19 protein-coding genes and 1 pseudogene are annotated in these 25,038 nt (G+C 40.9%); 6 read left to right on the plus strand and 14 right to left on the minus strand.

Annotated features, from left to right (window positions below):
* Window positions 1–139: 139 nt before the first annotated feature.
* From AAEU31_RS04475 to AAEU31_RS04490, 4 genes are all read right to left on the minus strand, one after another.
* Complete coding sequence (locus AAEU31_RS04475; RefSeq protein WP_421966577.1) at window positions 140–745, minus strand: DsbA family protein; 606 nt, start codon at window positions 743–745, stop codon at window positions 140–142.
* The gene (locus tag AAEU31_RS04480; protein WP_421966578.1) at window positions 746–1,825 is read right to left on the minus strand and encodes a GGDEF domain-containing protein; all 1,080 of its coding nucleotides are present in this window, start codon (window positions 1,823–1,825) and stop codon (window positions 746–748) included.
* 21 nt (window positions 1,826–1,846) lie between these two features.
* On the minus strand, window positions 1,847–3,736 hold the full coding sequence (locus AAEU31_RS04485; RefSeq protein ID WP_138558693.1) for a methyl-accepting chemotaxis protein: 1,890 nt from the start codon (window positions 3,734–3,736) through the stop codon (window positions 1,847–1,849).
* Between the two features lie 349 nt (window positions 3,737–4,085).
* Window positions 4,086–5,357, minus strand: coding sequence for a sugar MFS transporter (locus AAEU31_RS04490; RefSeq protein ID WP_138558694.1), 1,272 nt, complete (start codon window positions 5,355–5,357; stop codon window positions 4,086–4,088).
* 137 nt (window positions 5,358–5,494) lie between these two features.
* Between AAEU31_RS04490 and AAEU31_RS04495 the strand changes: the two genes are divergently transcribed.
* Both AAEU31_RS04495 and AAEU31_RS04500 read left to right on the plus strand, forming a co-directional pair.
* Window positions 5,495–6,712, plus strand: a complete 1,218-nt coding sequence (locus AAEU31_RS04495; protein WP_421966579.1) for an AGE family epimerase/isomerase — start codon at window positions 5,495–5,497, stop codon at window positions 6,710–6,712.
* Window positions 6,712–7,665 carry a carbohydrate kinase family protein gene (locus AAEU31_RS04500; RefSeq protein ID WP_421966580.1) on the plus strand — a complete coding sequence of 318 codons (954 nt, stop codon included), beginning with the start codon at window positions 6,712–6,714 and terminating at the stop codon, window positions 7,663–7,665. The genes AAEU31_RS04495 and AAEU31_RS04500 overlap by 1 nt, the downstream gene beginning before the upstream one ends.
* Before the next feature lie 55 nt (window positions 7,666–7,720).
* Here AAEU31_RS04500 and AAEU31_RS04505 read toward each other — a convergent pair whose 3' ends face one another.
* Together AAEU31_RS04505 and AAEU31_RS04510 are read right to left on the minus strand one after the other, a co-directional pair.
* On the minus strand, window positions 7,721–8,320 hold the full coding sequence (locus AAEU31_RS04505) for a hypothetical protein (protein ID WP_421966581.1): 600 nt from the start codon (window positions 8,318–8,320) through the stop codon (window positions 7,721–7,723).
* A gap of 140 nt (window positions 8,321–8,460) precedes the next feature.
* Window positions 8,461–10,146 carry a M1 family metallopeptidase gene (locus tag AAEU31_RS04510; protein ID WP_421966582.1) on the minus strand — a complete coding sequence of 562 codons (1,686 nt, stop codon included), beginning with the start codon at window positions 10,144–10,146 and terminating at the stop codon, window positions 8,461–8,463.
* A gap of 200 nt (window positions 10,147–10,346) precedes the next feature.
* On the opposite strand from AAEU31_RS04510, the gene AAEU31_RS04515 reads away from it, so the two are divergent.
* Window positions 10,347–12,083 carry a hypothetical protein gene (locus AAEU31_RS04515; protein ID WP_421966583.1) on the plus strand — a complete coding sequence of 579 codons (1,737 nt, stop codon included), beginning with the start codon at window positions 10,347–10,349 and terminating at the stop codon, window positions 12,081–12,083.
* Between the two features lie 26 nt (window positions 12,084–12,109).
* Here the strand turns inward: AAEU31_RS04515 and AAEU31_RS04520 are convergent, their stop codons facing one another.
* From AAEU31_RS04520 to AAEU31_RS04530, 3 genes are all read right to left on the minus strand, one after another.
* The gene (locus AAEU31_RS04520) at window positions 12,110–12,634 is read right to left on the minus strand and encodes an RNA methyltransferase (protein WP_421966584.1); all 525 of its coding nucleotides are present in this window, start codon (window positions 12,632–12,634) and stop codon (window positions 12,110–12,112) included.
* Window positions 12,634–13,131, minus strand: a complete 498-nt coding sequence (locus AAEU31_RS04525) for a YcgN family cysteine cluster protein (RefSeq protein WP_054552059.1) — start codon at window positions 13,129–13,131, stop codon at window positions 12,634–12,636. Before AAEU31_RS04525 ends, AAEU31_RS04520 begins: the two co-directional genes overlap by 1 nt.
* 76 nt (window positions 13,132–13,207) lie before the next feature.
* Window positions 13,208–15,028, minus strand: coding sequence for a DUF885 domain-containing protein (locus tag AAEU31_RS04530; protein WP_421966585.1), 1,821 nt, complete (start codon window positions 15,026–15,028; stop codon window positions 13,208–13,210).
* Window positions 15,029–15,175: 147 nt separating this feature from the next.
* Between AAEU31_RS04530 and AAEU31_RS04535 the strand changes: the two genes are divergently transcribed.
* Together AAEU31_RS04535 and AAEU31_RS04540 are read left to right on the plus strand one after the other, a co-directional pair.
* Window positions 15,176–16,444 carry a Xaa-Pro dipeptidase gene (locus tag AAEU31_RS04535; protein ID WP_421966586.1) on the plus strand — a complete coding sequence of 423 codons (1,269 nt, stop codon included), beginning with the start codon at window positions 15,176–15,178 and terminating at the stop codon, window positions 16,442–16,444.
* Window positions 16,445–16,639: 195 nt separating this feature from the next.
* Window positions 16,640–19,051: a TonB-dependent receptor gene (locus AAEU31_RS04540; RefSeq protein WP_421966587.1), complete on the plus strand. Its 2,412-nt coding sequence runs from the start codon at window positions 16,640–16,642 to the stop codon at window positions 19,049–19,051.
* Between the two features lie 482 nt (window positions 19,052–19,533).
* On the opposite strand, the gene AAEU31_RS04545 is transcribed toward AAEU31_RS04540, so the two are convergent.
* The 4 genes from AAEU31_RS04545 to AAEU31_RS04560 all read right to left on the minus strand — a co-directional run bounded on the left by AAEU31_RS04545 (window position 19,534) and on the right by AAEU31_RS04560 (window position 22,574).
* Entirely contained in the window at window positions 19,534–20,064 is a 531-nt protein-coding gene (locus AAEU31_RS04545) for a hypothetical protein (RefSeq protein WP_421966588.1), read from the minus strand.
* A 100-nt stretch (window positions 20,065–20,164) separates the two neighbouring features.
* A complete protein-coding gene (locus AAEU31_RS04550; RefSeq protein ID WP_421966589.1) occupies window positions 20,165–21,532 on the minus strand; it encodes a hypothetical protein in 1,368 nt (455 codons plus the stop codon).
* Window positions 21,533–21,642: 110 nt separating this feature from the next.
* Entirely contained in the window at window positions 21,643–22,068 is a 426-nt protein-coding gene (locus AAEU31_RS04555; protein ID WP_235381888.1) for a hypothetical protein, read from the minus strand.
* 131 nt (window positions 22,069–22,199) lie between these two features.
* The gene (locus AAEU31_RS04560) at window positions 22,200–22,574 is read right to left on the minus strand and encodes a DUF6896 domain-containing protein (RefSeq protein ID WP_421966590.1); all 375 of its coding nucleotides are present in this window, start codon (window positions 22,572–22,574) and stop codon (window positions 22,200–22,202) included.
* 244 nt (window positions 22,575–22,818) lie between these two features.
* Here AAEU31_RS04560 and AAEU31_RS04565 point away from each other — a divergent pair.
* Window positions 22,819–23,794, plus strand: a pseudogene (locus tag AAEU31_RS04565) (integron integrase).
* A 206-nt stretch (window positions 23,795–24,000) separates the two neighbouring features.
* Here AAEU31_RS04565 and adhP read toward each other — a convergent pair.
* Window positions 24,001–25,011, minus strand: a complete 1,011-nt coding sequence (adhP, locus tag AAEU31_RS04570; protein ID WP_421966591.1) for an alcohol dehydrogenase AdhP — start codon at window positions 25,009–25,011, stop codon at window positions 24,001–24,003.
* Between the last annotated feature and the right edge of the window lie 27 nt (window positions 25,012–25,038).

The following is a 25,038-nucleotide window of genomic DNA, read 5'->3' on the forward strand; positions in this document are numbered from 1 at the left end:
TAGTTGGGTTGTTTTATTGTGCGAAAGGATAACGATGAAAAATGACAAGCATGTTGCGCAAAAAATACAAAAATATGACAGCTGTAACAATTAGTTTATATTGCGCAAGAATAAGGCAAAAGTTGCAGGGTTTCCGGGACTAAATATGGGATAGTATTTGCTGATAAGTGCTGTGCCAGTCTTGATAATTAACAGGGATAGCAGTGTATAGGCCTTTATTTTCAATGACTAACGACGGGAAACCTTGAATAGGTAAGCTTCTGGCTTGGTTTATTTCGGCCATAAGCAATGAATTTATTTTTTCACTTTCAATTTCGTTAATAAATGCGTTTTTTTCTAACCCAATTTGCTCAGCAAGGCTTGCAAGGGTGCTGATGTCAGATGGATTTTGTGCATTTAAGTAGTAGGCTGTTTGAATGGCGTAGAGCATTTCGTGCTCTTTATTGTGTTGCCTTGCCACAAGCACTGCGCGGCATGCTGGGTAAGTAGAGCGGCGTGGTTGCGCGGTATGCCAAAACTCATGATTGAATGGCGTGCCAAGTTGCTGTTCAATACGCTGCCATGTTTGCTGTAAAAACTGCTGCATCTCTTTTGGCATTGGCTCATCTGAATCGGGAGCAAGGCCACCCACTTTATATTCAATAGCAAGTTTACCACCAAGGGCTGCTTGGAGTTTTAACCACGTTTCTCTGTAGCCCCAACACCAACTACACATGGGGTCGTAAACATAAATTAGCTTTACCATTTAGCTTATCTCACTCAATTCCGACACTACTAAGTTACGCCCTTTTGCTTTCGCTTTATAGAGGTTGTCATCAGCTTGCTTAATTGTTTTACTAAACTGGCTTCCACGGTCTAGGCTAGCAATACCAATGCTGCAAGTAATGGTAACAGACTGCCCAACATCATAAGGGATTTGCTTTTGCGCAACATAAGCACGTAACTTTTCGGCTACCGCATGGGCAATCTGAATCCCTGCCTTAGGCAATAAAATGATGAACTCTTCGCCGCCATAGCGTGCTTTTATATCTGTGCCACGCAATTTATCGTGCAACATAGCAGTAAACGCTATCAAGACCTGATCGCCAAAGTCATGGCCATAACTATCGTTGAGAGATTTAAAGTTATCCAAATCAATCAATAATACCGACATGGGTAAATAGTTTGCCGCTTCAGCTTCAAGGCGAGGCTGAATATGTTCATAAATATAACGACGATTCGCAAGGCCTGTAAGAGGATCGGTCAAGGCATCGCGCTTTTCAATTAAAGTGATGTCAGCAATTTTTTGATGGCTTTTTTGTCTGAAGTATTCACTAATTGCAGAGAACAGAATCACCATGGTAAAAGAAGCTAAAAAACGCGACATTTCGACTGGCCCGTATTTAGCTTGACCAATATCTGGCCCGAGTAATAAAAATAATGCACTTAAGTACATGCTACCGACAAGAATACTGCCCGTTCTTAAGCCTAATGTGACATAGCTGACAATAGGGTAAAACATCAACCAATACAGTGCCGTATTTTCTTTGCCACCGGTATAAACCAAAGACATACATAACAACAAAATAATAGACAAAATGATACTGGTTACCAAAACCAGCGCACCAGTACGGAAGTAATACAACATACATAAAACAATGGTTATATCACTTACCAATAACATCACTGTCAATTGCACTGCGTAAATATGGTAGTTAGACAACACTAACGAAGTGATCAATACGATGGCAAAAAACGCCATAGTAAATAACGTGAAAGCACGGCGTTGTTTATCCGCCGTGTCGACACTGTTTATGGTGATGGCACTAAGCCAGTTTTGTTCCAATTGTAAATGCTCGGTATAAAATTAAACTTTAAATTTCAAAACAAGTTTTTCTAATTCATAAAACTGTGCTTTTAACTTAGTGCATTCATTAAGTGTATTATTAAGGTTACTTTGACCTTGATTAGATAGTTCGCTAATCGAATGAATGTCACTGTCTAAGCTCTGGATCACGTGGTTTTGCTCAGTCGTAGCATTGGCAACACTGTGATTTACGTCGTCAATTGATTCAATAGCTCGTGTGACTTCAGCCATTTTATCGCCGGCAATACGTGCCTGCTCGACACTCTTTTCGCTATCGCGAATACTGGCAGTCATTACCTCTACCGCCGAGGCTGAGCCTTGTTGTAACTGAGAAATAGTGTCTTCGATTTCTTGAGTAGATTGTTGTGTACGATGGGCTAGTTGGCGCACTTCGTCAGCAACAACCGCAAAACCACGACCCGCTTCACCTGCACGGGCCGCCTCAATTGCAGCATTAAGCGCTAGTAAGTTAGTTTGTTCACTAACACCTTTTATCACTTCGAGAACTTGGCCGATGCTTACTGTGTGTGCATCTAAACTATTAATTGTTTTTTGTGCCTGCTCCATATTACGAGACAAAGCATTAATAGCCTCTAAGTTATCAGCTAAGGCAGATTGGCTTTGTAAAGATTGGCTATTAGCACTAGTTGCTAACGTTGATGCATTACTAGCACTATTTGAGATTTCTACCGCGCTAGATGTCAGCTCATTGATTGCGGTGGCAACGTTATCAGTACGTTTTGTTTGGTCAGCATACATATCGAGAGTGCCTTGAGTTTGATTAACTAAACTCTCAACTAGGCGTTCAAGTTCAACTGTTGTATTTTTAACTTGCTCGATTGATGTATGAATTTTTTCGATAAACGCATTAAAGTAATGGCTTAGCTCGCCAAACTCGTCATTATTTTCGACCTCAAGGCGACGAGTTAAATCACCCTCACCTTGCGCAATATCTTTAATTGCATCATTTAAACGCTGCATTGGGCGCATTAAATAACGAAGCAAAAACTGCATCATCAATACAATCGCGACAATACCCATCAGCATATAAATAGCTGCCATATTTCTAAATGAGGCAACTGATGAATAAGCAATTTCTTCGTTGATCACCACTCCTAAATACCAATCAACGTTTTGAATCCCTTTAATTTTAGTGAACGAAACAAGTTTATCTAAACCACCTACCTGTACTTCTACAAATTCAGATTTTAACGACAGGCTTTTGCCAAATAAGTCGCGCATGTTTTTATCGTTAAATTTAGTTTCTGGGTGGCTTAAAATTCGCCCTTCACTATCAAGTAAAAAACCATAACCGAAACCTAAAAAGTCAATTTCGTTGACGATTTTAGTTATGGTTTTCATGTCGATATCGGCACCTGCAACACCACTAAATACACCATTGGCTTGCATTGGTGCTACAGCCGAAATTGTCAGCTCATTGGTTGTTACGTCAATATAAGGGGCTGTAAATGCAGTATTGGTTTTGTTCTCAACCAGTTTATACCACGGACGTGTTGTAGCGTCGTAATCGGGTGGCAACACAACAGATTGGTCGTTCAACACAAAGGTGCCGTCAGTGATACCAATATAAGTATTTTTGAAGTTACCGGCTTTGTCAGCTGTATTGAGTTGTGTGAGTGTCAGTTCTTTGCTGTCGCCAAGTTGATATGTGTCAGCAACCGACGAGACAATCGCTAACTTAGCATTCAACCAGTTGGCTATGTTTTGCGACACTGACTGAGAAATCTCTTGTAGAACCAGCGAAAGCTGCTCCTGCGTTTGGCTGCGCATAGAGATGAAGTTGTTAATCGTGAATAAACCGAGCACGATCACTAAAACCAGTGATGCAGCCACAGTTACCTTGGTGGTAAATTTAAGAGTGCTTTGCATGACAAACCTGTTTGTTATTTTTTTCGTTGTTAGCGCAGTTATATTTAACAAATTTAGAGCTCTTTGTCTTATAAATTTAGGCTAAAACTAGAAAAAACGTTCATTATTGAAAATAAACGCTTTCCATAAAATCAATTACTTTGTTAACGGCAGCAAATCCTGCATCTAAAGTAAATTATTAGATCAATTTAAAAAATACAGTACTGGAACGTTCCTAACAAACAGGTAAAAAATACATTCTGAATACGTATTCATTAAATCTATTTGTCATTTAACTTTGTTTATAAGACTGAATTACAAACATAAAAAACCCCGCATCTCAGTGCGGGGTTTTTTATTAAATAGCTATTTAAGCTATGCGTTTCTTCCAGCTGTCAGCCAAACGTACAACGTTTAAGCCATACCAAGCGATAAATGCATAACAAATCACTGGTACAAAGAAGCTTTGCTGAATACTAACCGTATCTGCAACCACACCTTGTACTAACGGTACTAATGCACCACCAACAATAGCTAAGCATAACCAGCCCGAACCTTTACTTGTAAGTGAGCCTAGACTTTCGATTGCAACAGAGAAAATAGTAGGGAACATAATTGAATTGAATAAACCAATCGCTAGTACTGAGTAAAGCGCTACATCCCCTTCAGTGAAAATAGTCACCAATAGCAATACAATAACCATCATGGCATTAAAGAATAACGCTTTTGAAGGCGCAATCTTTTGCAGTGCAGCAGAGCCAATAAAACGACCCACCATAGCACCACCCCAGTAGTAAGCAATTAGGCTTGCAGCCGCATGCTCTTCAAGGCCAGCAATATGCTCTTCACCAAAGTAATTTACTAAAAAGCTACCAATTGAAACCTCAGCACCTACGTAACAGAAGATACCCACAACACCCATCATTAAATGAGGTGCTTCAGCTAGGCTGTGGCCTTTCGCTTTACAGTCTTGCTCTTCTGTATGCTCTGCAATTACTGGTAATTTAAAGAAGGCAAATACCACAGCAATAGTCAGTAATGCTGCTGCAAGCATAAGGTAAGGTACTTTTACCGACTCAGCAGTTGCTGCGTTTGCTGCTAACGTACCCGCTGTACCGAAGAATAAAATACCACCCACATATGGGCCAACTGTTGTGCCTAGTGAGTTAAGTGCTTGTGCTAAATTTAAACGTGACGATGCCGTTTTTTCAGGACCTAACGCCACAACATACGGGTTAGCTGATACCTGTAATACGGTAATACCGGCCGCAAGTACAAATAATGCACCTAAGAATAACCAGTACTCATGCACAACAACCGCTGGGTAAAATAACATACAGCCGATTGATGCCACGACTAAGCCAGTTAGTACACCGTTTTTGTAGCCCATTTTTTTAACCAACATACCCGCTGGTAGCGAAACGATAAAGTAAGCACCAAAGAAACAAAACTGAACCAGCATTGCCTCTGTGTAGGTTAGATCGAATACCCCTTTTAAACGCGGGATTAAAACGTCATTTAAAACTGTAATAAAGCCCCATAAAAAGAACAGGGTTGTCATTGCCGTCAGTGGTAGCAGGTAGTTTTTATTTTGCTGCGAACCATCGGCGACAAACGATTGGTTTGTATTTATTTCACTCACGTGGTTTTCACTCCGTTAACAAGTTATCCTTGATTCTACACATTGAAGCAAAAATAGCACAAAGATTTACTAGGAACGTTCCAATATTTTTATTTCCTGCTATAGTTGCAAAACGAACATAGATTTATTGATACACCATGGCCACAGTTGACTTTAAAAGCCCTGTTTTTCTTAAACAGCACATAAAAGACATCCTTGCTTTTTATCATCCTCATTGTGTTGATCATACAGCCAATGGCTTAGCTGGGTTTTATCAGTATTTTAAAAATGATGGCGCAATTTACGATAAACAAACCCGTCATTTAGTATCGAGTACCCGCTTTGTTTTTAACTACGCGATGGCGTATATCGAGTTCAAAGAACCTGAATATTTAAGCCTTGCTAAACATGGTTTAGCCCACCTTGAACATGCGCATAAGCAAGCATCTGGGGGTTATGCTTGGCTTATAAAGCAAGATGATAGCGGTAAGGTAACTGTTTTAGACGATACCAACCATTGCTACGGGCTTACCTTTGTATTGCTTGCAAACGCAGTTGCGTTAAAAGCAGGCATTAGCGACAGTAAAAATACCATTTCGCAGGTATGGGACTTATTAGAGCAGTACTACTTTGAACCCCAGCATAATGCCTACTTAGATGAACAAAATGCCGACTTTAGCCATGCAGATGACTACCGAGGCCAAAATGCCAATATGCATTTATGCGAAGCCTTACTCATGTGTTTTGAAGCAACCAACGAGACCCGTTATTTAAAGCGTGCTAAACAGCTTGCCGAGACCTTTACAGTAAAACTAGCCGCACACAGCCAACAGTTTGTCTGGGAGCATTACAATAAAAACTGGCAAATCGATTTAGATTACAACAAAGATGACCCACAGCATTTATTTAGACCTTGGGGATTTCAGCCAGGTCATCAAACTGAGTGGGCAAAATTGTTACTTATTTTACACCGCCATATTGACGAACCTTGGCTGGTAACGCGCGCCAAAAGCCTGTTTGATGAAACCCTAAGCATTGCATGGGATCTGCAACATGGTGGCATTTTCTATGGCTTTGCACCAGATAAACAAATTTGTGATAGCGATAAATACTTTTGGGTGCAGGCCGAGTCATTAGCGGCAGCTGCCCTACTCGCTGATGCCACAAATGACGAAAGCTATTGGCAATGGTACGAAAAAATTTGGCTGTACAGTTGGCAGCATATGGTAGATCACCAATATGGTGCTTGGTATCGTATTTTATCTGCCCAAAACCAACCTTACAGTGACGAAAAATCGCCAGCAGGCAAAACTGACTACCATACTATGGGTGCCTGCTACGAAGTATTAAGAACCTTAACCTTGAGGAATGCATAATGAGTTTAGTGTGTTTTGGCGAAGCATTAATCGACTTTTTATCAGATGGTAAACAACCAGAGTCATTTACCAAATACGCAGGTGGCGCACCTGCCAATGTGGCTGTTGCAGCAGCAAAACTAGGCCTAAACACCAGCTTTTGCGGCATGTTAGGCGATGATATGTTTGGCCACTTTATTAAAGATGAGCTAGATCAACATAGCGTTAATACATCTTATTGCCGCTTTACTGATGCAGCCAAAACAGCGCTTGCATTTGTATCACTTGATGAAAGTGGTGAACGCTCATTTAGCTTTTATCGCCCACCAGCCGCTGATTTACTTTATAGCGTAGACGACTTCGACCATGCAATGTTTGCAAATCACGCCATCATGCATGTATGCAGCAACAGTCTGACTGAGCACAACATCTATCAAACCACAATTTATGGTTTAACTCAGGCGAAAAAAGCCGGTGCAATTTGTAGCTTTGACATGAATCTGCGCGAGAACCTATGGCCAAGTATGCGCCATACACTCGATAGAATGTGGCATGTTATATCTTTGTCAGATATCGTAAAACTCTCATTTGAAGAACTTGAGTTTTTAAATCAAAAAAGCCATCAAGCAATGCCACTTGAACATACCATTGATGCCATTTTAAAGGCCGGTGTAACCTGCTTGCTGGTTACCAATGGCGGTGAAGCAATTAGCTTTTATCACGCAGATTTTAAAGGCCAAGTTAGCCCACCAGCTACAAAAGTGGTTGATACTACAGCCGCTGGCGATGCCTTTATTGGTGGTATGCTGTCAAAGATTGGTCAGCATTGTGAAAACAAACAAAGCTTTAAAGCGTTTTGCCAAACCCCAGCAAATATCGAACAAACCATTGCTTATGCAGCTAAAGCCGGCGCTTTTGCAGTAAGCCGCTATGGTGCATTTGCTTCATTGCCGAGCGCGGCCGATTTAGGCTAGTTAAAAACACGGCATTAAGTAGTTAATGCCGTGTTTTAAGATTACCTTTAGCTAATTATTTAACACCTATTTCTACTGTCATTGTACTTTCTTCAGATTGGCCAACATAATAAAAAACATAATCCTGCCATTCATCATCAGAACGCAATTGCTCTGCAATCAAAATAGCTTGTTCAATTGATTCTGAGTCTTGATCAGCAGACAAATCTAAGTGGCAAAGTGTTTCTCTACACTCAACATTTATAAGGTTTAATTCAGCTAGCTGCTCATTTGAAGAGAAAAGGTCGTTCAATTTAAATGTCATTTCATCAGCCCATTCATAGTTAACCTCTTGCTCGTCAAAAGGGACTTTCTCAATTTTCTTAGGGCTTTTATCCATAACAATATCATTGCTGGTAATGACTGGTTGCTCTTTTTTTTCAGTGTTGTTGCTATCCAGCGGCGTTGTCGTCTTTATATTAGTCACCTCTAACTTGCCATCACTATTTGTGTTTGTGGAATTTTTATTATTAGCAACTACACCTTTATGCTCGACTAAAACTGAATTGTCATCTTTTTCGTGTTTATTTAACTCAGCGACTTCATTTGTTTGCCCAATAAAATAGATACATGTGAGTACTATCAACAGAAACACTGTTACTAATTTAATTTTCATATTCCCCCACAGCTGAATAAAATAAAGTTATTAAAATATGCCAAAACATATGATGTATTGATATTAATTTTAGCGTTCAAAGTCATACAAATACGGTAATTAAAAAGGGTATTAATTTAATTAATCCCCTTTAAAATTAACTAACCATCATTTTCACATTTATCAATGATAGGTAGGTAACGCAATACTTTCATGTTTGGGTCAATCACAACATGATCATCTGCTTTTAATGTCATACGCAACTTTCCTTTATTCATCTGGTAGGTTTTCTCTATACCATTTATCGAAATAGGAACAGGCATAGGGAAGCGTTCAGCTGCAATTTGTGGATGTTGCCAGCTCAATGTTAGCGTATCGTCGTTATATGTTTCTTTTAATTCAGGTAATTCAGCCTGCTTAAGATACATATTAAAAAACCATTGATAGTCTTTACCCGTTAAACGATTAACAATGCTAATAAACTCGTCGGTATTTCGATAGCGCGGTGAAATTGGATAAGCCAATTGCTTAGTGTCGTTCACACCATAAAGTAGCTCACGTGTTGCTTGCCAAAATATATCTTCACCAACTAGCCAGCGAAGAGTGTGTAATGTCCAGCCACCCTTGCCATATATATCAGAGTTAAACGCTTGGTCAGATGTTACTTGTCCATCAAGCACAATGGCTTTACAGTTTTTCAGCCCTAAATACGACTTATACATGCTGTGGTTATAAGCTGCGTCACCAAACTTATATAGGCTGTAGCTTGGTTGCATATAAAAACCAAACCCTTCATGAAGCCACGCATCATTGAGCTTCTCATGAGTCATTAAGTTGCCAAACCATTCATGAGCTAATTCGTGTTGCAGTAACCAATCATAACCATTTGGGTCGCGTTTGTATTTTTTACCATACGCGTTGATTGTTTGATGTTCCATGCCTAAGTGTGGCGTCTCAACAAAACCTAACTTTTCACCGCCCCATGGATATGGACCAAGCATCTTTTCAAAAAACATAACCTGTTGGCGTAAATCATTTTCGATAAGCTCGCGTGCTTTTTGCTCATTTTTTTTGAGTGACCAAAATTCGATGGGCACAGTCGCGCCGTTAACACTGGTGTAATCGGTTTGAATTCGCGTATAGGGGCCAATATTAATTGCAATGTTATAGTCACTGGCTGGCACTGATAACAGCCAATCAAACTGCTGTTTATTACCATCAACTGGCTTCACTTCTTGTAAAACGCCATTAGTCACCGCACTTAGTCCTTCTGGTACTGTTAGACGAATGCGCATACTATCTGCTTTGTCTGCAAAATGATCTTTACATGGCCAAAATAAGTCGCAGCCTTCACCTTGTACAGCCGTTGCTATCCAAGATTCACCTTCCTCTGTTTTTGAAAATACAAAACCGCCATCCCAAGGAGCATTTTTAGCTATATGAGGAAACCCTTGATAGGCTATAGCAATGCTTACCATACTGTCTTTTGCTTGTTGTTCACCTAAGTCAACCCGAATTACACCGCCATCTCGTTCATATTTAAGAGCCTCCCCTTTTGAGCTCACTTCATTAATTGTAAAGCGGCTATCCAATTTTAATTCTACAAATTGAGTGGCTTCTAGCACTTTAAACTCTGTTCTAGCAACACCTTCAATACGTTGGTTATCTGGAAATACCTCAAGTGCCAAATCGTAGTGCTTAACATCACTTTTAAGTGCAATTGTCGATAAAGCTTGCCCTGTATCACCAATAACAGGATCCAACGCAACAGGTTGTGAACTACAAGCGGCTAACACAGCCGATGCTACGAGGGTTGTTGCTACTTTAAAAAATTGATTTACTTGCAAAATCCTTTTCCTTATCGTTGTTTTTTATTGATTCAAAATGACATGAGCAATTATTTATTACTAAGATTTGCGATGAAATTCAGACATAATCTGAAACAAACAAAAATAATGATCTCACTCTAAGAGGTATCTAAACCTAGAACTGTTGATGATAATCATGGTATGTTTTTCAACTAATTAAAGAAAAAGGAATTCATCCTATGAATAATAAGCTTCTTGCTGGGGGCGCGATTGCCATTGTTGCAGGTGCATTGTTGTACTCTCAAAATAAAGCCAGTGTTGATGTAGATTTACCTGAGCTTGCTTATGTGCCTGCCGATACGGCGGTTTTTTATGGTCAACTTAAGCCGTTTCCGTACAGCAAATACTTTGCGCTTATGCCAGATGCAATGAAAGGCACGAGCGATTTAACGCCCATCATTGCTGAGCTTAAAACCGTTGATGATAAGAATGCCCTATTCCTTGCATCACTGATGGAAAAATACCAACAATCACTGAGCTCTTACGATGCCTTCAAATCGATTTGGGGCTTTGGTGATGACTACAAAGGCATGATGTACGCGCAAGGTTTAATGCCGATTGTGCGTTTTCAGGTCGCTGATCAAAGCAGCATTATCAATAGCATTAAGCAATCTGCTGATGAAGCCGGTATTGCTTATACAACTGAAAGCATTGAAGGCGTAAGCTACACCCGCTTTGCCATTGAGCTTGAAGAACTAGATAACATCAACCTAATTGCATCAACTCACAACAATTGGGCTACCTTAACCCTGACCACTGCGCTTACTAATGATCAAGATTTACGTATTGCTCTTGGTGTAGAAAAACCGGCTCAATCATTGGCTGAGACTAAAAAACTGCCTGAGCTTATTAAAACTTTCTCGCTTGATGGCAACTCGGTTGGCTTTGTTGATCATCAACGTATCGCTAATGCTGTAACAGGCAAAGAAGACTCTCGCTTGCATCAGATGCTAAAAGATCTACTTGATAAAGCCCAGCAATCAAACGCATTAGCAGCAATTTCAACACCTGAGTGTCAAGATGATATTGCTGCCATTGCCGCTAAATGGCCTGCGACTGTATCAGGCACAACAAAAACCCGTATTACCGCCGACTACGCCGATTTTGACGTAAAAGCGGTACTGCAAAGCACAGATCAAGACTTACTAAATACGCTTCAAGCTGTGCGTGGTTTTGTACCAAAACATACCACTGGGCTTGATGGGCAAATGATGAGTGTTGCCTATGGTATTGATGTAGTAAAAGTACTGCCACTGGCTAATACACTAACCGGTGCAATAAAGTCAGCTGAGTTTAACTGTGGGCCAATAGTTGCACTACAAAATCAAATGCAAGATGTAAGCACGGCTGGCCTTGCTATGATGTCGGGCTTTGCAAATGGCGTGCAAGGCATGAGTGTCAGCGTTCAAGACGCTGCATTTACCATTGATGACTACAATGGCCCCCAAATAGACAAGCTTGATGCCATTGTTACTCTATCGGCGACCGATGCCCATGGCTTGTATTCAATTGCGCAAGGTTTTGTACCGCCACTTGCTAATATAAAGCTACCAGCTAATGGTGATGCCGTAGTGATCAACCAACACATTCCATCACCTGTGCCACTTAACTTTGATATTAAAATGGCGCTGAAAGGCAATCATATTGTAATTTTTACGGGTAATAAGTCAGCGCAGATTGCCGAGACTTTAGAGTCGCAAAGTGTCACTAAAAATGGCTTTGTGAACATGGCATTCGACGTTCAAAAAATCTTATTACCTTTGCTTGATACAATTGCTGCAACGGGGCAATTAACTAATGAAGAAATGGCTGAGCTTGATTCGCTACGCGACCAACCTGTCGGTGTTTATTTTGCCACAGACATTACCGACAACGGTATTAGCCTTGAAAGTAACGTACAAATTACTAAAAAGTAGTTTTGAGTTTGAATCTAAAAAGAGCGCTATTTAGCGCTCTTTTTTTGTTGCCATTTAAGTGAGTTGTTAGTGTCTCGACTATTGCAAATGGTGTCGTTTGAACTCTCAATACCACCGAGTTTGGCTAGTCGGTCGTACAGCACAACATTACAGGTTGCAGCTAGGTTCATACAGCCTATGGTTGGCACATACACTACTTCATCACACCATTTCAGCACGTCTTTACTAACCGAGCCATCTTCAGGGCCAAACACATAAAATGCGTTTTCAGGGTGCTTAAATTCAGGCAGCGGCGTTGCACCTTCAACAAGCTCAATCACCACCGTTGTGGCACCGTCAGGCTTTGCTTGCTCAAGGCTTTCAACTTGCGTGAGCGGAATATGCTCAAGCACATTTTTGGTATCAGTATGGTACTTATTAGCGCGTAAATAGCGGCTACCAGTAAAAAACACCTGCTTGGCATTGTAACAACCCGCGGCACGTAATACGCCCCCCACATTGGTTGGGCTTTTTGGGTTTAACAAGCCAATGCTTGCTTGAAGGGCGCTCATTAATCAATGTCTCTGGTTGGCCATTCGGCCACGTAAAGGTCAAAGTCATCTAGGTCTACATCACAGTCTTTCACTGTTTTGTCACGCACAGAAATACCCAGCTCATGCATCATATCTTTACTACCACCGTTCAATAACGGGTGCCAAGACGCAAGGCCACGGCCTTCGTAAAGGCGACGGTAGCTACAGCTTTGCGGCATAAAAAAGATATCTTTGAGGTTTTCTTTAGTGAGCTTTACACATGAAGGCACCAAGGTTTGGCGGTTCGCATATTCGCTACAACCACAGGTGTCGTTGTCTAGGTATTGGCAAACGATATTAGTGAAAATGAGTTCTTCACCCTCGCGAAGTTGATCCGTTGCGGTAAATTCATCTTCGTCTTCACTGTCGATAAATGTGTTTAAACAACATTTACCACAGCCGTCACAAATGGCTTCCCATTCGGGTTGTGACATTTGCTCAAGCGAGCGCTTAAGCCAAAATTGATCTTCTAACATGGTATTACTCAAAGCCCCTAAACAGCGCGCATTCTAGCGTAAAGCCAGCATGCGCGCAAAGTTTAGCGAGTTTGAGCTACTGCTCGTTAACCCAACGCTTAATTTTCTCTTCAAGAATTGGCATAGGTAATGCGCCATCAATTAGAACTTGCGTATGGAAAGCTTTAATGTCGAACTTATCGCCCAGCTCTTTGCTCGCGTAGTCACGTAGTTCTTGAATTTTGAACTGACCTAACTTGTACGACAGCGCTTGGCCCGGCCATGCAATGTAACGCTCAACTTCGGCGATAATGTCACTTTCGGCCATTGATGAGTTAGCCAACATGTAATCAATACCTTGTTGACGTGTCCAACCTTTTGCGTGGAAACCTGTATCAAGCACTAAGCGCATTGCACGTAATTGCTCATCTGATAAACGGCCGTACCACATGTAAGGGTCGGTAAATAAGCCAAGCTCTTTACCTAAGCTTTCTGCATACAATGCCCAACCTTCTGCAAATACCGTGTAGCCACCAAATTTACGGAATAACGGTAATCCTTCAATTTCTTGCTGCAAGGCAATTTGAAAGTGGTGACCCGGCGCAGCTTCGTGAATAGATAAGGTTTCAAGTAAAAACTTGGGCTGCGCTTTTAGGTTAAAAGTATTGATATAGAAAATACCTGGGCGCGAACCATCTGGTGCTGGCGACTGGTAAGATGCACCCGCAGCAGATTCTGCGCGGAAATCTTCAACTGCTTTAACTACGTATGGCGCTTTTGGCGCAATATCGAACATTTGCGGCAGCTTAGCATCAATCTTCTCTTTTACTGCTTCGTACGCGGCAATTAGCTCTTCTGGCGTATCGTAGTAAAACTCATCTGAGGTTCTTAGGTGTTCAAAAAACGCTTTTAAATCGCCTTCAAAACCGACAGTCTCTTTGACTTTTTTCATCTCAGATAAAATGCGCGATACTTCGCTTAAACCAATATCATGAATTTCATCGGCGTTTAAGCTCAGCGTTGTATGCTGTTTAATTTGGTACTCATACCACGCTTTACCATTTGGTAGGTCACTATAACCAATGCTTTCACGGGCATTTGGAATATATTCATTCGCTAAAAAGTCAGCCATTTTTTGATACGCAGGCACTAGACGCTCGCTGATCATCGCCGTGTACGCGCTTGTTAGCTGTGCTTTTTGCTCGTCGCTGAAAGATTCAGGTAACTGAGCAATTGGCCCCCAGAATAATGACTCTTCTGGTTTTTCTACAATATGAGTTTGAAATTGCGGTAACAGTTTTTCAGCAAGCGGTTTAGGAAGAACCACTTTTTCTTTCATGCCTTGGCGCATTGATTGCTCAACACTGTCTAACCAAGCAATAAAACCATCAGCACGTTTTTCAAATGCTTGATAATCTTCAACCGTGTTAAAAGGCTGTGCGCTTTGCCCAGAGCCTAACGCAGCAAAGGTATTATGCGCCCCGCCCATTTGGTTAATTGGCATTAAGTAACTTGGAAACTGAGCGCCTTCAATCGCAAGGTCTAAATCGCGGGCTAGAATTTCGTAGCTCAATAATGACTGACCTGATAATTGCGCTTTGTCGATATTTGCTAGTTTGTTTTTGTATTCTTTAACAAAGTTAAGCTGCTCGTCGCGGTTTGCTTTACTAATAGGTGCAATAAATTGGTCGTTATATTCGCTGCGACCAATGTAAGTACCGCCAATTGGATTAAACTTTAAGCCTGCTTCAAAGTAGTCTGCTAGTAATGTATCAAGTTGCTCTTTGGCTGACGTTGCGCTTGGCGCTTGTTTGCTTACTTCTTGAGTTGGTTTTTCGTTGCTTGGCGTTGATTCATTACAACCAAGTAATGCAAACATCACCGCCGAACTAAGTAGTGCTAGTTTTACGTTTTTCATTCTTTCCCTGCCCTTATATTAAGTACGCGTAAATTATGAGGGTTTAGTTCCCTATTTAGCAAGTAGCGCTGCAACTTATCGCAGTTTATTTACACTTAACAAGCTGATTGCTAGAGTGGCGGCTCGACTTACCAATTTTGAATAAAAATGAAAAAGACAGCTCTCGCTATTAGCCTAGGCCTTGCTTGCCTAACCTCTTTAAATACCTACGCAACCACCTACTTATCGGCAAAAGCCATGGTAGATGTAAATTCAGGTAAACTGATTAAATCACCACTTATCAGTATAGATAATGGTCAAATTACAGCTGTACAAAGCAATAAACAGCCAAACTTAAAAGACGGCGATAAGCATATTCAATTACCAGAGCTGACTCTGGTGCCAGGTTTAATGGATATGCATGTGCATTTAACAAGCGACCCTACCGTGCCGCGCAGTGAGCGAATTGGTCAATCGATTCCGCGCAAAGCGATTAAAGCAGCACACTTTGCCGAAAAAACACTGTATGCAGGTTTTACAACGCTGCGTAACTTAGGCGCAGAAGGCTACAGCGTGATTGCAGTACGCGATGGCATTAACTCAGGCGATATTATTGGCCCACGTATTTGGGCGGCTGGCCCATCTTTAGGTGTTACTGGCGGTCACTGTGATAACAACCGGTTACCACCAGAAATGAAATACACCGCCGAAGGCGTTGCCGATGGCCCATGGGCAGTGCGCGCTAAAGTACGTGAAAACATTAAGTACGGTGCTAATGCCATTAAGTTTTGCGCTACAGGCGGGGTATTTTCAAAAGGCACAAAAGTGGGTATTCAACAATATAGCCAAGACGAAATGAACGCCATTGTTGACGAAGCTCATTTACGCGGCCTAACCGTTGCTGCTCATGCGCATGGTACCAGTGGTATTAAAGCGGCCATTGTTGCCGGTGTAGACAGTGTTGAACACGTTAGCTTTGTTGATGACGAAGCCATTAAACTTGCGAAAAAACACGGCACTTGGTTCTCAATGGATATTTACAACACTGAGTACACTCTTACCTTTGGTGAACAAAATGGGGTTGCAGAAGAAAACCTCAATAAAGAACGCCAAGTGTCTAAAAAACAACGCGATAGCTTTAGCCGCGCAGTAAAAGCAGGCGTAAACATGGTATTTGGTACCGATGCTGCGATTTACCCTCATGGCGACAACGCAAAGCAGTTTTCGCGTATGGTTGAATTTGGTATGACACCACTGCAAGCCCTACAGTCTGCCACCATCAATAGCGCTAAACTGCTAAAAGTGGATGATCAACTTGGGCAAATCAAAAGCGGTTTCTTAGCCGATATTATCGCCGTTAAAGGCAACCCGCTTGAAAACATTGCAGTACTTGAAGATGTACAATTTGTTATGAAAGACGGCAAAGTTTTTAAATAAGCTATTTTGCTGGCTTTGCATGAGTGAAGCCAGTAACCTTTCTTGTATCTATATCGTAAACAAGATTACCAACCATAAAACCAGTTGTTAGCAATCCGTATCTAAATTAATAAATTACCCAAAACAGATAAATAAAACTTGAAACGAAAACAACTCGCATTATCATTGCCGAAAAACATCGACAATTTACCTATAATGACGACACATAAATACTCAATTTTAGCCCTAGCCTGCTTAAGCGCATTCAATGCAAACGCCAACGATTTAGACTCTGTTGAACGTATCACCGTATACGACAAACAAAACCGTGTAGTACTTGATTCTGGCCTAGCTACTAAATCAAATATGAGCCTAATGGAAACACCAGCTCCTGTAGTGGTTGTTGATCAAGAGCTTATCAACTCACAAGGCGCAACAAACTTACAAGACTTAGTGCGTAACATCAGTGGTGTAACCCAAGCTGGTAACAACTACGGTATTGGCGATAACTTAGTGATCCGCGGTTTGGGTGCAAACTATACTTACGATGGCATGTACGGCGGTGCAGGCCTAGGTAACACCTTTAACCCAACACGTTCAATGACCAATGTTGAATCTGTAGAAGTACTTAAAGGCCCTGCAACAGGTTTATATGGTATGGGTAGCGCAGGCGGTGTTATCAACCTTATTGAAAAGAAACCACAATTCACTGAAAAACACACCGTTAATGCCGAGCTTGGTCAATGGGATAGCTACTCACTAGGCTTTGATAGCACAGCAGCATTAACAGAGAACCTTGCTTATCGCGTTAACGCAAAAACCGCTCGCAGCGATGGCTACCGCGACTTAAAAGACGACCGCGATGAAATTTATGGCGCGTTAAAATATGTATTAAGCGACAAACAAGACATCATGATTTCTGCCGCTTATATCAAAGATGCCATTGCTGTTGATTCAATTGGCCACCCTATTCGTATTTTTAACAGCGACTCAGTGAATGGTAAAACCGCAGGTGAAGTAACCGCTGCCGATTTAATTAACGATGCAACGGCAAAAGGCCTGCAACTAACCGAACAGCAACGCCAACAATTAGCAGACTCACTGGCAGCAAATGATGGCCTAACACCTTATACCTTTGGTCATAACGGTATTATCTCGCCAATGGCAAATGATAACGAAGGCGAAGAGCTACGCTTTAAGTTAACTCATAACTACTTTATTACTGATAATTTATTTTTAAATCAGCAACTACAATACCGTAATTACGAATCGAGCTTTGCCCGCCAAACGGGTGCTTACAATTATGTTTATTGGAACCGTAATGGCGTGATCAATGCCGATCCGCGCGCTCCTTTAGTGGTTGATGACGTACTTTACCCATTTGCAGCGCGTCGCCAAGAGTACCGCCAGGTAGAAGCAGACGAAAAATCATGGCAATACTTTGCTGACTTGCGTTATGACTTTAGCTTTGCCGGAATCGATAACGAACTACTGGTAAACGCCAACTACGAAGACCGCGATATTCGTTTTAAACAATACTCAATTTACGATGCTGATCAGGTCATTAAAAACAAAGATGGAGAGGTTATTTACCAAGGTCAATTACCTTACATTTTTGATATTCGTAACCCAAACTGGGGCGAAGGCAGTTTTTTTGATTACGACCCGCTAAAAACCAGCGATTACAATAAAAAGGTTCAGGCTTGGGGTGTGGGTATTCAACATGTTGCCTATATTCACGATACCTTTACAACCCGAGTAGGCGTTGCCTTTAACCGTATCAAACAAAGCTACGAACACTTTGGTGTTGATGCACGCTACCGTGCAAGTGCCGCCGAGCCAACGCCAGAAGCAGATACATCAGACAGCGGTATGACCTACAACCTAGGTGCAACCTACAAACTGACCGATGATATTTCGTTCTTTGTAAACCACTCTAAAGGCCGCACAGCCTACAGCGTACTTGGTAGTGTATCGGGTAACGAAGCTGACCGCGATGACGCAGAGTCAGTAAGTAACGACATTGGTATGCGTGTAAAAGCCTTTGACGATCAACTACTAGCCTCACTTGTGGTATTTGATAGTGCCCGTACAAACCTTGAGTATGCCAACCCAGATTACGAAGCCGGTTTATCTGATGCCTCAGTACCAAAAAGCTTTTACGATGGTGAAGAGCAAACCAAAGGTGTTGAACTTGATCTAAATGCTGATTTAAACGAGCAGTGGAAACTTAACGTAAACGCGGTGTATCAAGACGCCCGCGATAAGCAAAATCCAAATTTATCAAGCTTTGATTCTCGCCAAAAGGGTGTGCCTTATGTAACGGCAAGCAGCTGGTTAAGCTATGACGCTAAATGGTTTGATTTAGCCGAGCCACTGACAATTAGCGCAGGCGTGCAATATGTTGATGACCGCAGCACTCATTCAACCTCGTTTGGCATTCCTGATGGCTACGTACCAAGCTACACGGTGTACGACGCCGCAATTCAATACCAAACAGATGATTGGAAACTACAGTTAAACCTAAATAACTTGTTTAACAAAACCTATTACTCAAAAGCCATGTTCTTAGGCGGTATGCCAGGTGAAGAGCGTAATGCTAAATTAACCTTTAGCTACACACTTTAATTGTGAATTGATAGCAAAAAGCGCGGCTTAGTTAAGTCGCGCTTTATTGTTTAGTGAAAGCGAGTTTGAGTAGTAGCTTGTTGTTGGACAAAAACACGTTAGAGTATTTAATCAGTAACGTCTCAAACAGGGGCGAGAGTTAGCGAGTCCCGGCCGAAGGCCCTTGCTGGTTTGACTTGTTAGGCACGCTGCTGATTTCATGTGATTTTCCATTTCTTTAACTCGTTTCCGCAACATAGCTCCAAAGCAATTTGGTCTAATTCGCTGGTACAGCGAATATGCATTTCTCTGACTCCGCCAGAGACTTTATTTACATCAATTTTACACCGCTTGCTCTTTGCACATCTTTCCAAATATCTCTGCAATGGCTCTCCTGTGTTCAAAGTTTCGTTGATATGAACCTCAGTTATTGGAAAAGCTACTCTGAAAGTGATCACACGCGCAACTCCCTGTATGCCTAACGTCCTTTGTTGAGGCGTTTGTTAGGCATTCTCAGCCTTGAGCTTTTCTATTTCCCTTAAAATAACCTCTTCTGTTAAACCATGCTGTTGCCAGATGTGTAAGTAGACACCTTCAATAAATTGGTCCCATTTATTGAATAGCTTTATCATTTCAGTTAATTCTTTAATCATTGTCATACGTCCTGACTCAGTATGAAATTGACCAATAGAATCAAAAAAATAGTCATGAGCTAACCAATTTCTTTTATCTAAGGCTTGTTTCAATTCCGCTAACACCTCATCAGAGGTACTAAGCTCTTTTTTTACCATCCCTAACAAGCGACCAAATGTATTTTTATTTATGTCCTCAAAAAGAGCATCCCATTCTTCTTGAGTCACTATATTTTTATCAGTGAGAGAGTATGTAAAAGCTAAATTTACCAAAGCTTTTTCTAAACATTGTGCCGTATAAGAAGCCAAACCAAAAAAAGCGTAAACTTCTTTTTCATCGAGTGATTCTGGTTCTGGAACTTCTTTTGGTTTAATTTTGATATAAGTGTTGTCGCGAACCATCGTGAATGCCTTACGCCTCAATCAGAGGCTAAAAACAGTTGGTTAAAATTAGCGACGAAGGAGCAAAACCAACAGTTTTTTGTCCTGCTGAATTGACTTGTTATACAACAAATGTCGCCACTTGCTGCAGCCATTGAAAAACTATGTTTCCACTGACTCCATACATAGTTCCTTTTAATGCCTCGGACAAATCATCAAATGTTTCAGTGGAGCTATCACGAATTACCATTAGAGCATCTTTTGCTTTGACTTCATCAGCCTCCTCGGCTCCTTTCACTAAAATTCCTTGTAGTGTTTGCAGTGCGTTTTTTAACTCTGACCTTGTTGACGAGTCCTGTATCAGTTCATCTAGAGTTCTTTTGTTATGCTCCAATTGCATTACTAACAATTTTTCTTCTTTTTTAGACTGATGAAGCATTAAGTTTTGTGATGTTCCCATATGATGCATTTGATCACCAACTTGTTTACGAAGAAAATTAACTTCATTTTCGAGAGACTCGATTCTATTGTCTGAATACTTTTCCGCAATTTGCAGTAAACTAGCGGTTTGCCTGACTTCTAATTCCGCGATTTGTAGCTTGTTGGTTAATTGTTGAATTTGCAACTTATCTTCAAGCAAAGACTCAGGCTCAGCTTTTTTTCTAACCACAAGGGCATAGTCTTCAAGTGTTTCTTCAATTATTTCTTTAGTTCCACATGGTGAATCAACAATCATCCGAACAACATTACCGTCTTGTTCTATTCTAACTTTCACATTTATATCAGGGTATTTCTGTTTAACGATCTCTCCAAAATAGGAAAGAATTCCTACACCTGCTTGGTAATGCTCTTTTGGAAATTCAAGCACCCTTTCGATCACATTTTGTGAGCTTTGAGAAGAATACTCTATGACCTCCAACTCTGTTTCTTCCGTTGAAATGCCAATTATTAAGAACGGAGTTTCCTGATTGATAGGCATAAGGTCCTCAAGTTGTGCCAAAGCCCTTTCAAAAAAGAAATGTGGCATCGCTCTTCTCGGATTTTCGTAGAGCTCCCTTACAGACTCCATTGGTGCTATTAATACAGAAAGATCACAAAATTCTGAACTTACAATTTTTGGAGTTTCCACAAGAACCCAGCTAGGAAAACTCATCATTCTGTCAGCAGCCATCATTTTTGTAGCTACACCGTCTTTAAAATGCCTAATGTATAAGTTAATTCCACCTGGAGTTTCGGACCTCATTCTGTAACTAGACCAACCCAATTCTTCAGACATATTCTCCCAACAACGGTGAAGGTTGTAAGGCATTATTTCCATCTTTTCGGAGCTATCTTTTTTAGCGTCGTATGGAGAACTAGAATAAGTTGAATCCGAGAGAGTATCTTCATTAAATCTAGAGATTACAGAACATATATCATCATATGCTTTATCTTTTTGTAATAGTTGGTTCCATGATGAATTAAAGCTAATGACTTTATTAATAAACATACTCTTCCTTTGTTGTATAACGCCCCATTCAGGGGCTTTTAATAGTTGGCTAAAATAACGAACGTAGTGAGGAAAGCCAACTGTTAAAAGTCCCGCACTGCAATGGCTTGTTATGTAGCCGACTTCCACATACTAACAATTTCTTCATACTTTTCGTCAACCAACTCTTCATCATCGGGGCACGAAAATAAAACTACTTGAAGAGCATTGTACGAGTTTGGAAACTTTGAAAGTTTGACCATAATCTCCAGTGCCTCGTTGTCAGTTAGCTCCTCTTTATTAATATATGAGAGTGCAGCAGGTTCAACGATTTTTTGTACAGGACTAGAAAAGGACTCTTTCCAGAAATAGTACATTTGTAGGTGCTTAGCTTCTTCGATTTTTTCTGATGCTGGCACTCTACATATTTCGTGCAGCACCATAAAGGGAGCGTCACCACCAATCTCGATAGATTGCTGAATAATTCGTTTCCATTCACTTTCATTGTGATAAGGAAAATTGCAATCAATACTGTAATAAAATTCTTCGTAGGTCATACAAACGCCGATCTATCCTTGGCTACATAACGCCCGCATAAGTGGCGCAATAAAGCTTGGCTAAAATTAGCGAGGAACGAGCGCAAGCCAAGCTTTTTGCGTCCACCCTTAATGCGTTTGTTATATTGCGACTACTTTAATGCCTGCTCGACTGCACATTGCAATAAGCCTTCATCTTCATACAGTTCACGATAATCTGCTAAAGGTAAGTTACCTTCATTATATTGTTTTTCAAAGAATACTCGTAAGCGCCATTCGTCGGGATCTATTTTGTTAAAGTCGAAATCAATTCCACCAACGTCCGCAGTTCGATATATGTCAACACCAATGCCATGGGTACGGTACATCCAATTTGTTCCTGGAATTGGATTTGCTCCACGGTATTTCGGTTGAAGTATATCTTCGGCTTTTTCTAATTGGAAAGATTGAACTAACAGTTCTTCAGCCCATTTCCTTTGAGCGTACCACAAAGGAATAATCTTCCTGATTTTCTCGAAATTATCCATATGCTCCTAAGCAATATAACATGTTTATAGCGAGCTAATCGCGCGTTTTTCTACCACAGCGTAGCTCGTTTTTCTTATTAGATTATTTCTAACAAACTTGTTAACTAATTACCAGTGTTATTAAAATTTAGGAGTTCTCGCTTTTACCTCAGGATAAAAACGAGCGATTGGGTCGTTTTCTTGACTATACGAGCGACTGAGCTAAAATTGTATATATATACAGATTCATTTCAAAGGAATGAAAATGAAAACTCGCTCTCCTTATTTAAACTACATTGCAGACTATACTATATGCTCACTCGTCAGTATTCATTAAGAACAATTAACGCTTATTAGGTTGGATCGCAAAATTTATTCACTTTCACAACAAACGTCACCCAAGCTCAATGGGAGATGCAGAAGTCAAAGCGTTTTTAGACCATATTGTATTAAAACGTAATATGTCACCTAGAACACAAAGTGCAGCTTTAAATGCGCTCGCTTTTTTATATAAACATATTGTCAAAAATGAGCTTTCTTTAAACTTGAATTTTGCACGAAGTAATCGACAACCCAAGCTGCCTGTAGTGATGACGCATGATGAAGTAAAGCAATTGATGAGTCATCTTTCCAAGCGATATTACTTAATCACGGGGTTAATGTATGGAAGTGGTTTGCGTGTGATGGAAGCGGTGCAATTGCGAGTAAAGGACATTGATTTTGATTACAAATGCATTCAAATTTGGAACGGAAAAGGCAACAAGCATCGTATAGTTACTCTTGCAACGGAGTTGATCCCACTACTTAGAAATCAAATTTTGCAAGTTGAAGAATATTTAAGATTAGATTTACAAAACGAGCGATACGCAGGTGTGTGGATGCCTAACGCTTTAACTCGTAAATATCCCTCAGCTAATAAATCACTAGCGTGGCAATACTTATTTCCTTCCTACAAATTAAGTGATGACCAAGAAACTGGCGAGATACGTCGCCACCATTTCCACCCTACATGTGTTAGAAAAGCGATTAAAAAAGCATTAAAGCAAACCAATATTACAAAGGTTATTACGTCTCATACCTTGCGCCATTCATTTGCAACGCACCTATTGCAAAGTGGCGCCGATATTCGCACCGTTCAAGCACAATTGGGCCATTCTGATGTCAAAACCACACAGATTTACACCCATGTTTTACAACAAGGAGCAAACGGTGTTGTAAGCCCATTAAGCAAAATTTTCTAGCTATTATTAAAGATGCGTTAACTTATCATTCAATGTGTAGGGCTTGGACCGTTTCTTGATTGCTCAAAGCAGCAGTTAGAGCATTTAACCTAACTTATTTTGGGGCAATAACGAGTTACAATACACTACTTTTAGCATATGAAAAACTGTCAGATTCAATTGAATCACTCAACCAAACCTGACAGTACTTGATAACAGACACAAGCTTAAAGCGTGATCACGATTCGGCCTGTGATATCTCCTTTTAGCATGTCGTCAAAAATATCGTTGATATCTTCTAAGCGTTTTTCTTCAATAATGGCTTTAACTTTACCTTTGGCGGCAAAGTCGAGACATTCTTTTAAGTCTTTACGCGTACCAACGATTGAGCCTACGACAGACACACCATTTAAAACAGTGTCGAAAATAGGCAATGGCATCTCTTCTGGTGGTAAACCGACTAACACGCATTTACCGCCACGGCGTACACTTTTATAGGCTTGCTCAAAACCTGGTTTTGATACTGCTGTACATACAACACCATGCGCACCACCCACTTGCTCAAAAATAGTTTCTGATGGTACTTGCTTCATAAAATCAATGGTAATATCTGCACCAAGCTCTTTAGCAAGGTTAAGTTTGCTTTCACCAGTATCAACGGCAATTACGTTAAAGCCCATCGCTTTTGCGTACTGCACCGCTAAGTGGCCAAGGCCACCCACACCGACAATTGCAACCCAATCACCTGCTTTTGCACCCGTTACTTTTAATGCTTTGTACGTTGTAACGCCGGCACAAAATAATGGCGCAGCCTCCGCAAAGCTTAATCCGTCTGGTACTTTTACAACAAAGTCACCATGTGCAACACAATACTCAGCGTAACCACCGTCTATTGAATAACCTGTGTTGTGCTGCTCAAGGCATAAGGTTTCTTTGCCTTCTAAGCAGTAATCACAATGCCCGCACGCACTATACAGCCAAGGGATCCCTACTCTATCGCCTACAGACAAGTGCTTTATATTAGCCCCTACTTTTTCAATTGTACCGACTCCTTCATGACCAGGTACTAATGGCATTTTAGGTTTTACAGGCCAATCCCCATGGCATGCATGTAAATCAGTGTGACACACACCGCACGCCGCTATTTTAACTAACACATCGTTTATCCCTACCTCAGGGCATGGAATATCCTCAATAGTTAGCTTACCTTTGTATTCTTTATTTATTGCAGCTTTCATAACATTCCTCCGTGGTATTATTTAGAT

The organism is Pseudoalteromonas thalassia (genome assembly GCF_049257215.1).
In the GTDB taxonomy this organism is placed as follows: domain Bacteria; phylum Pseudomonadota; class Gammaproteobacteria; order Enterobacterales; family Alteromonadaceae; genus Pseudoalteromonas; species Pseudoalteromonas lipolytica_C.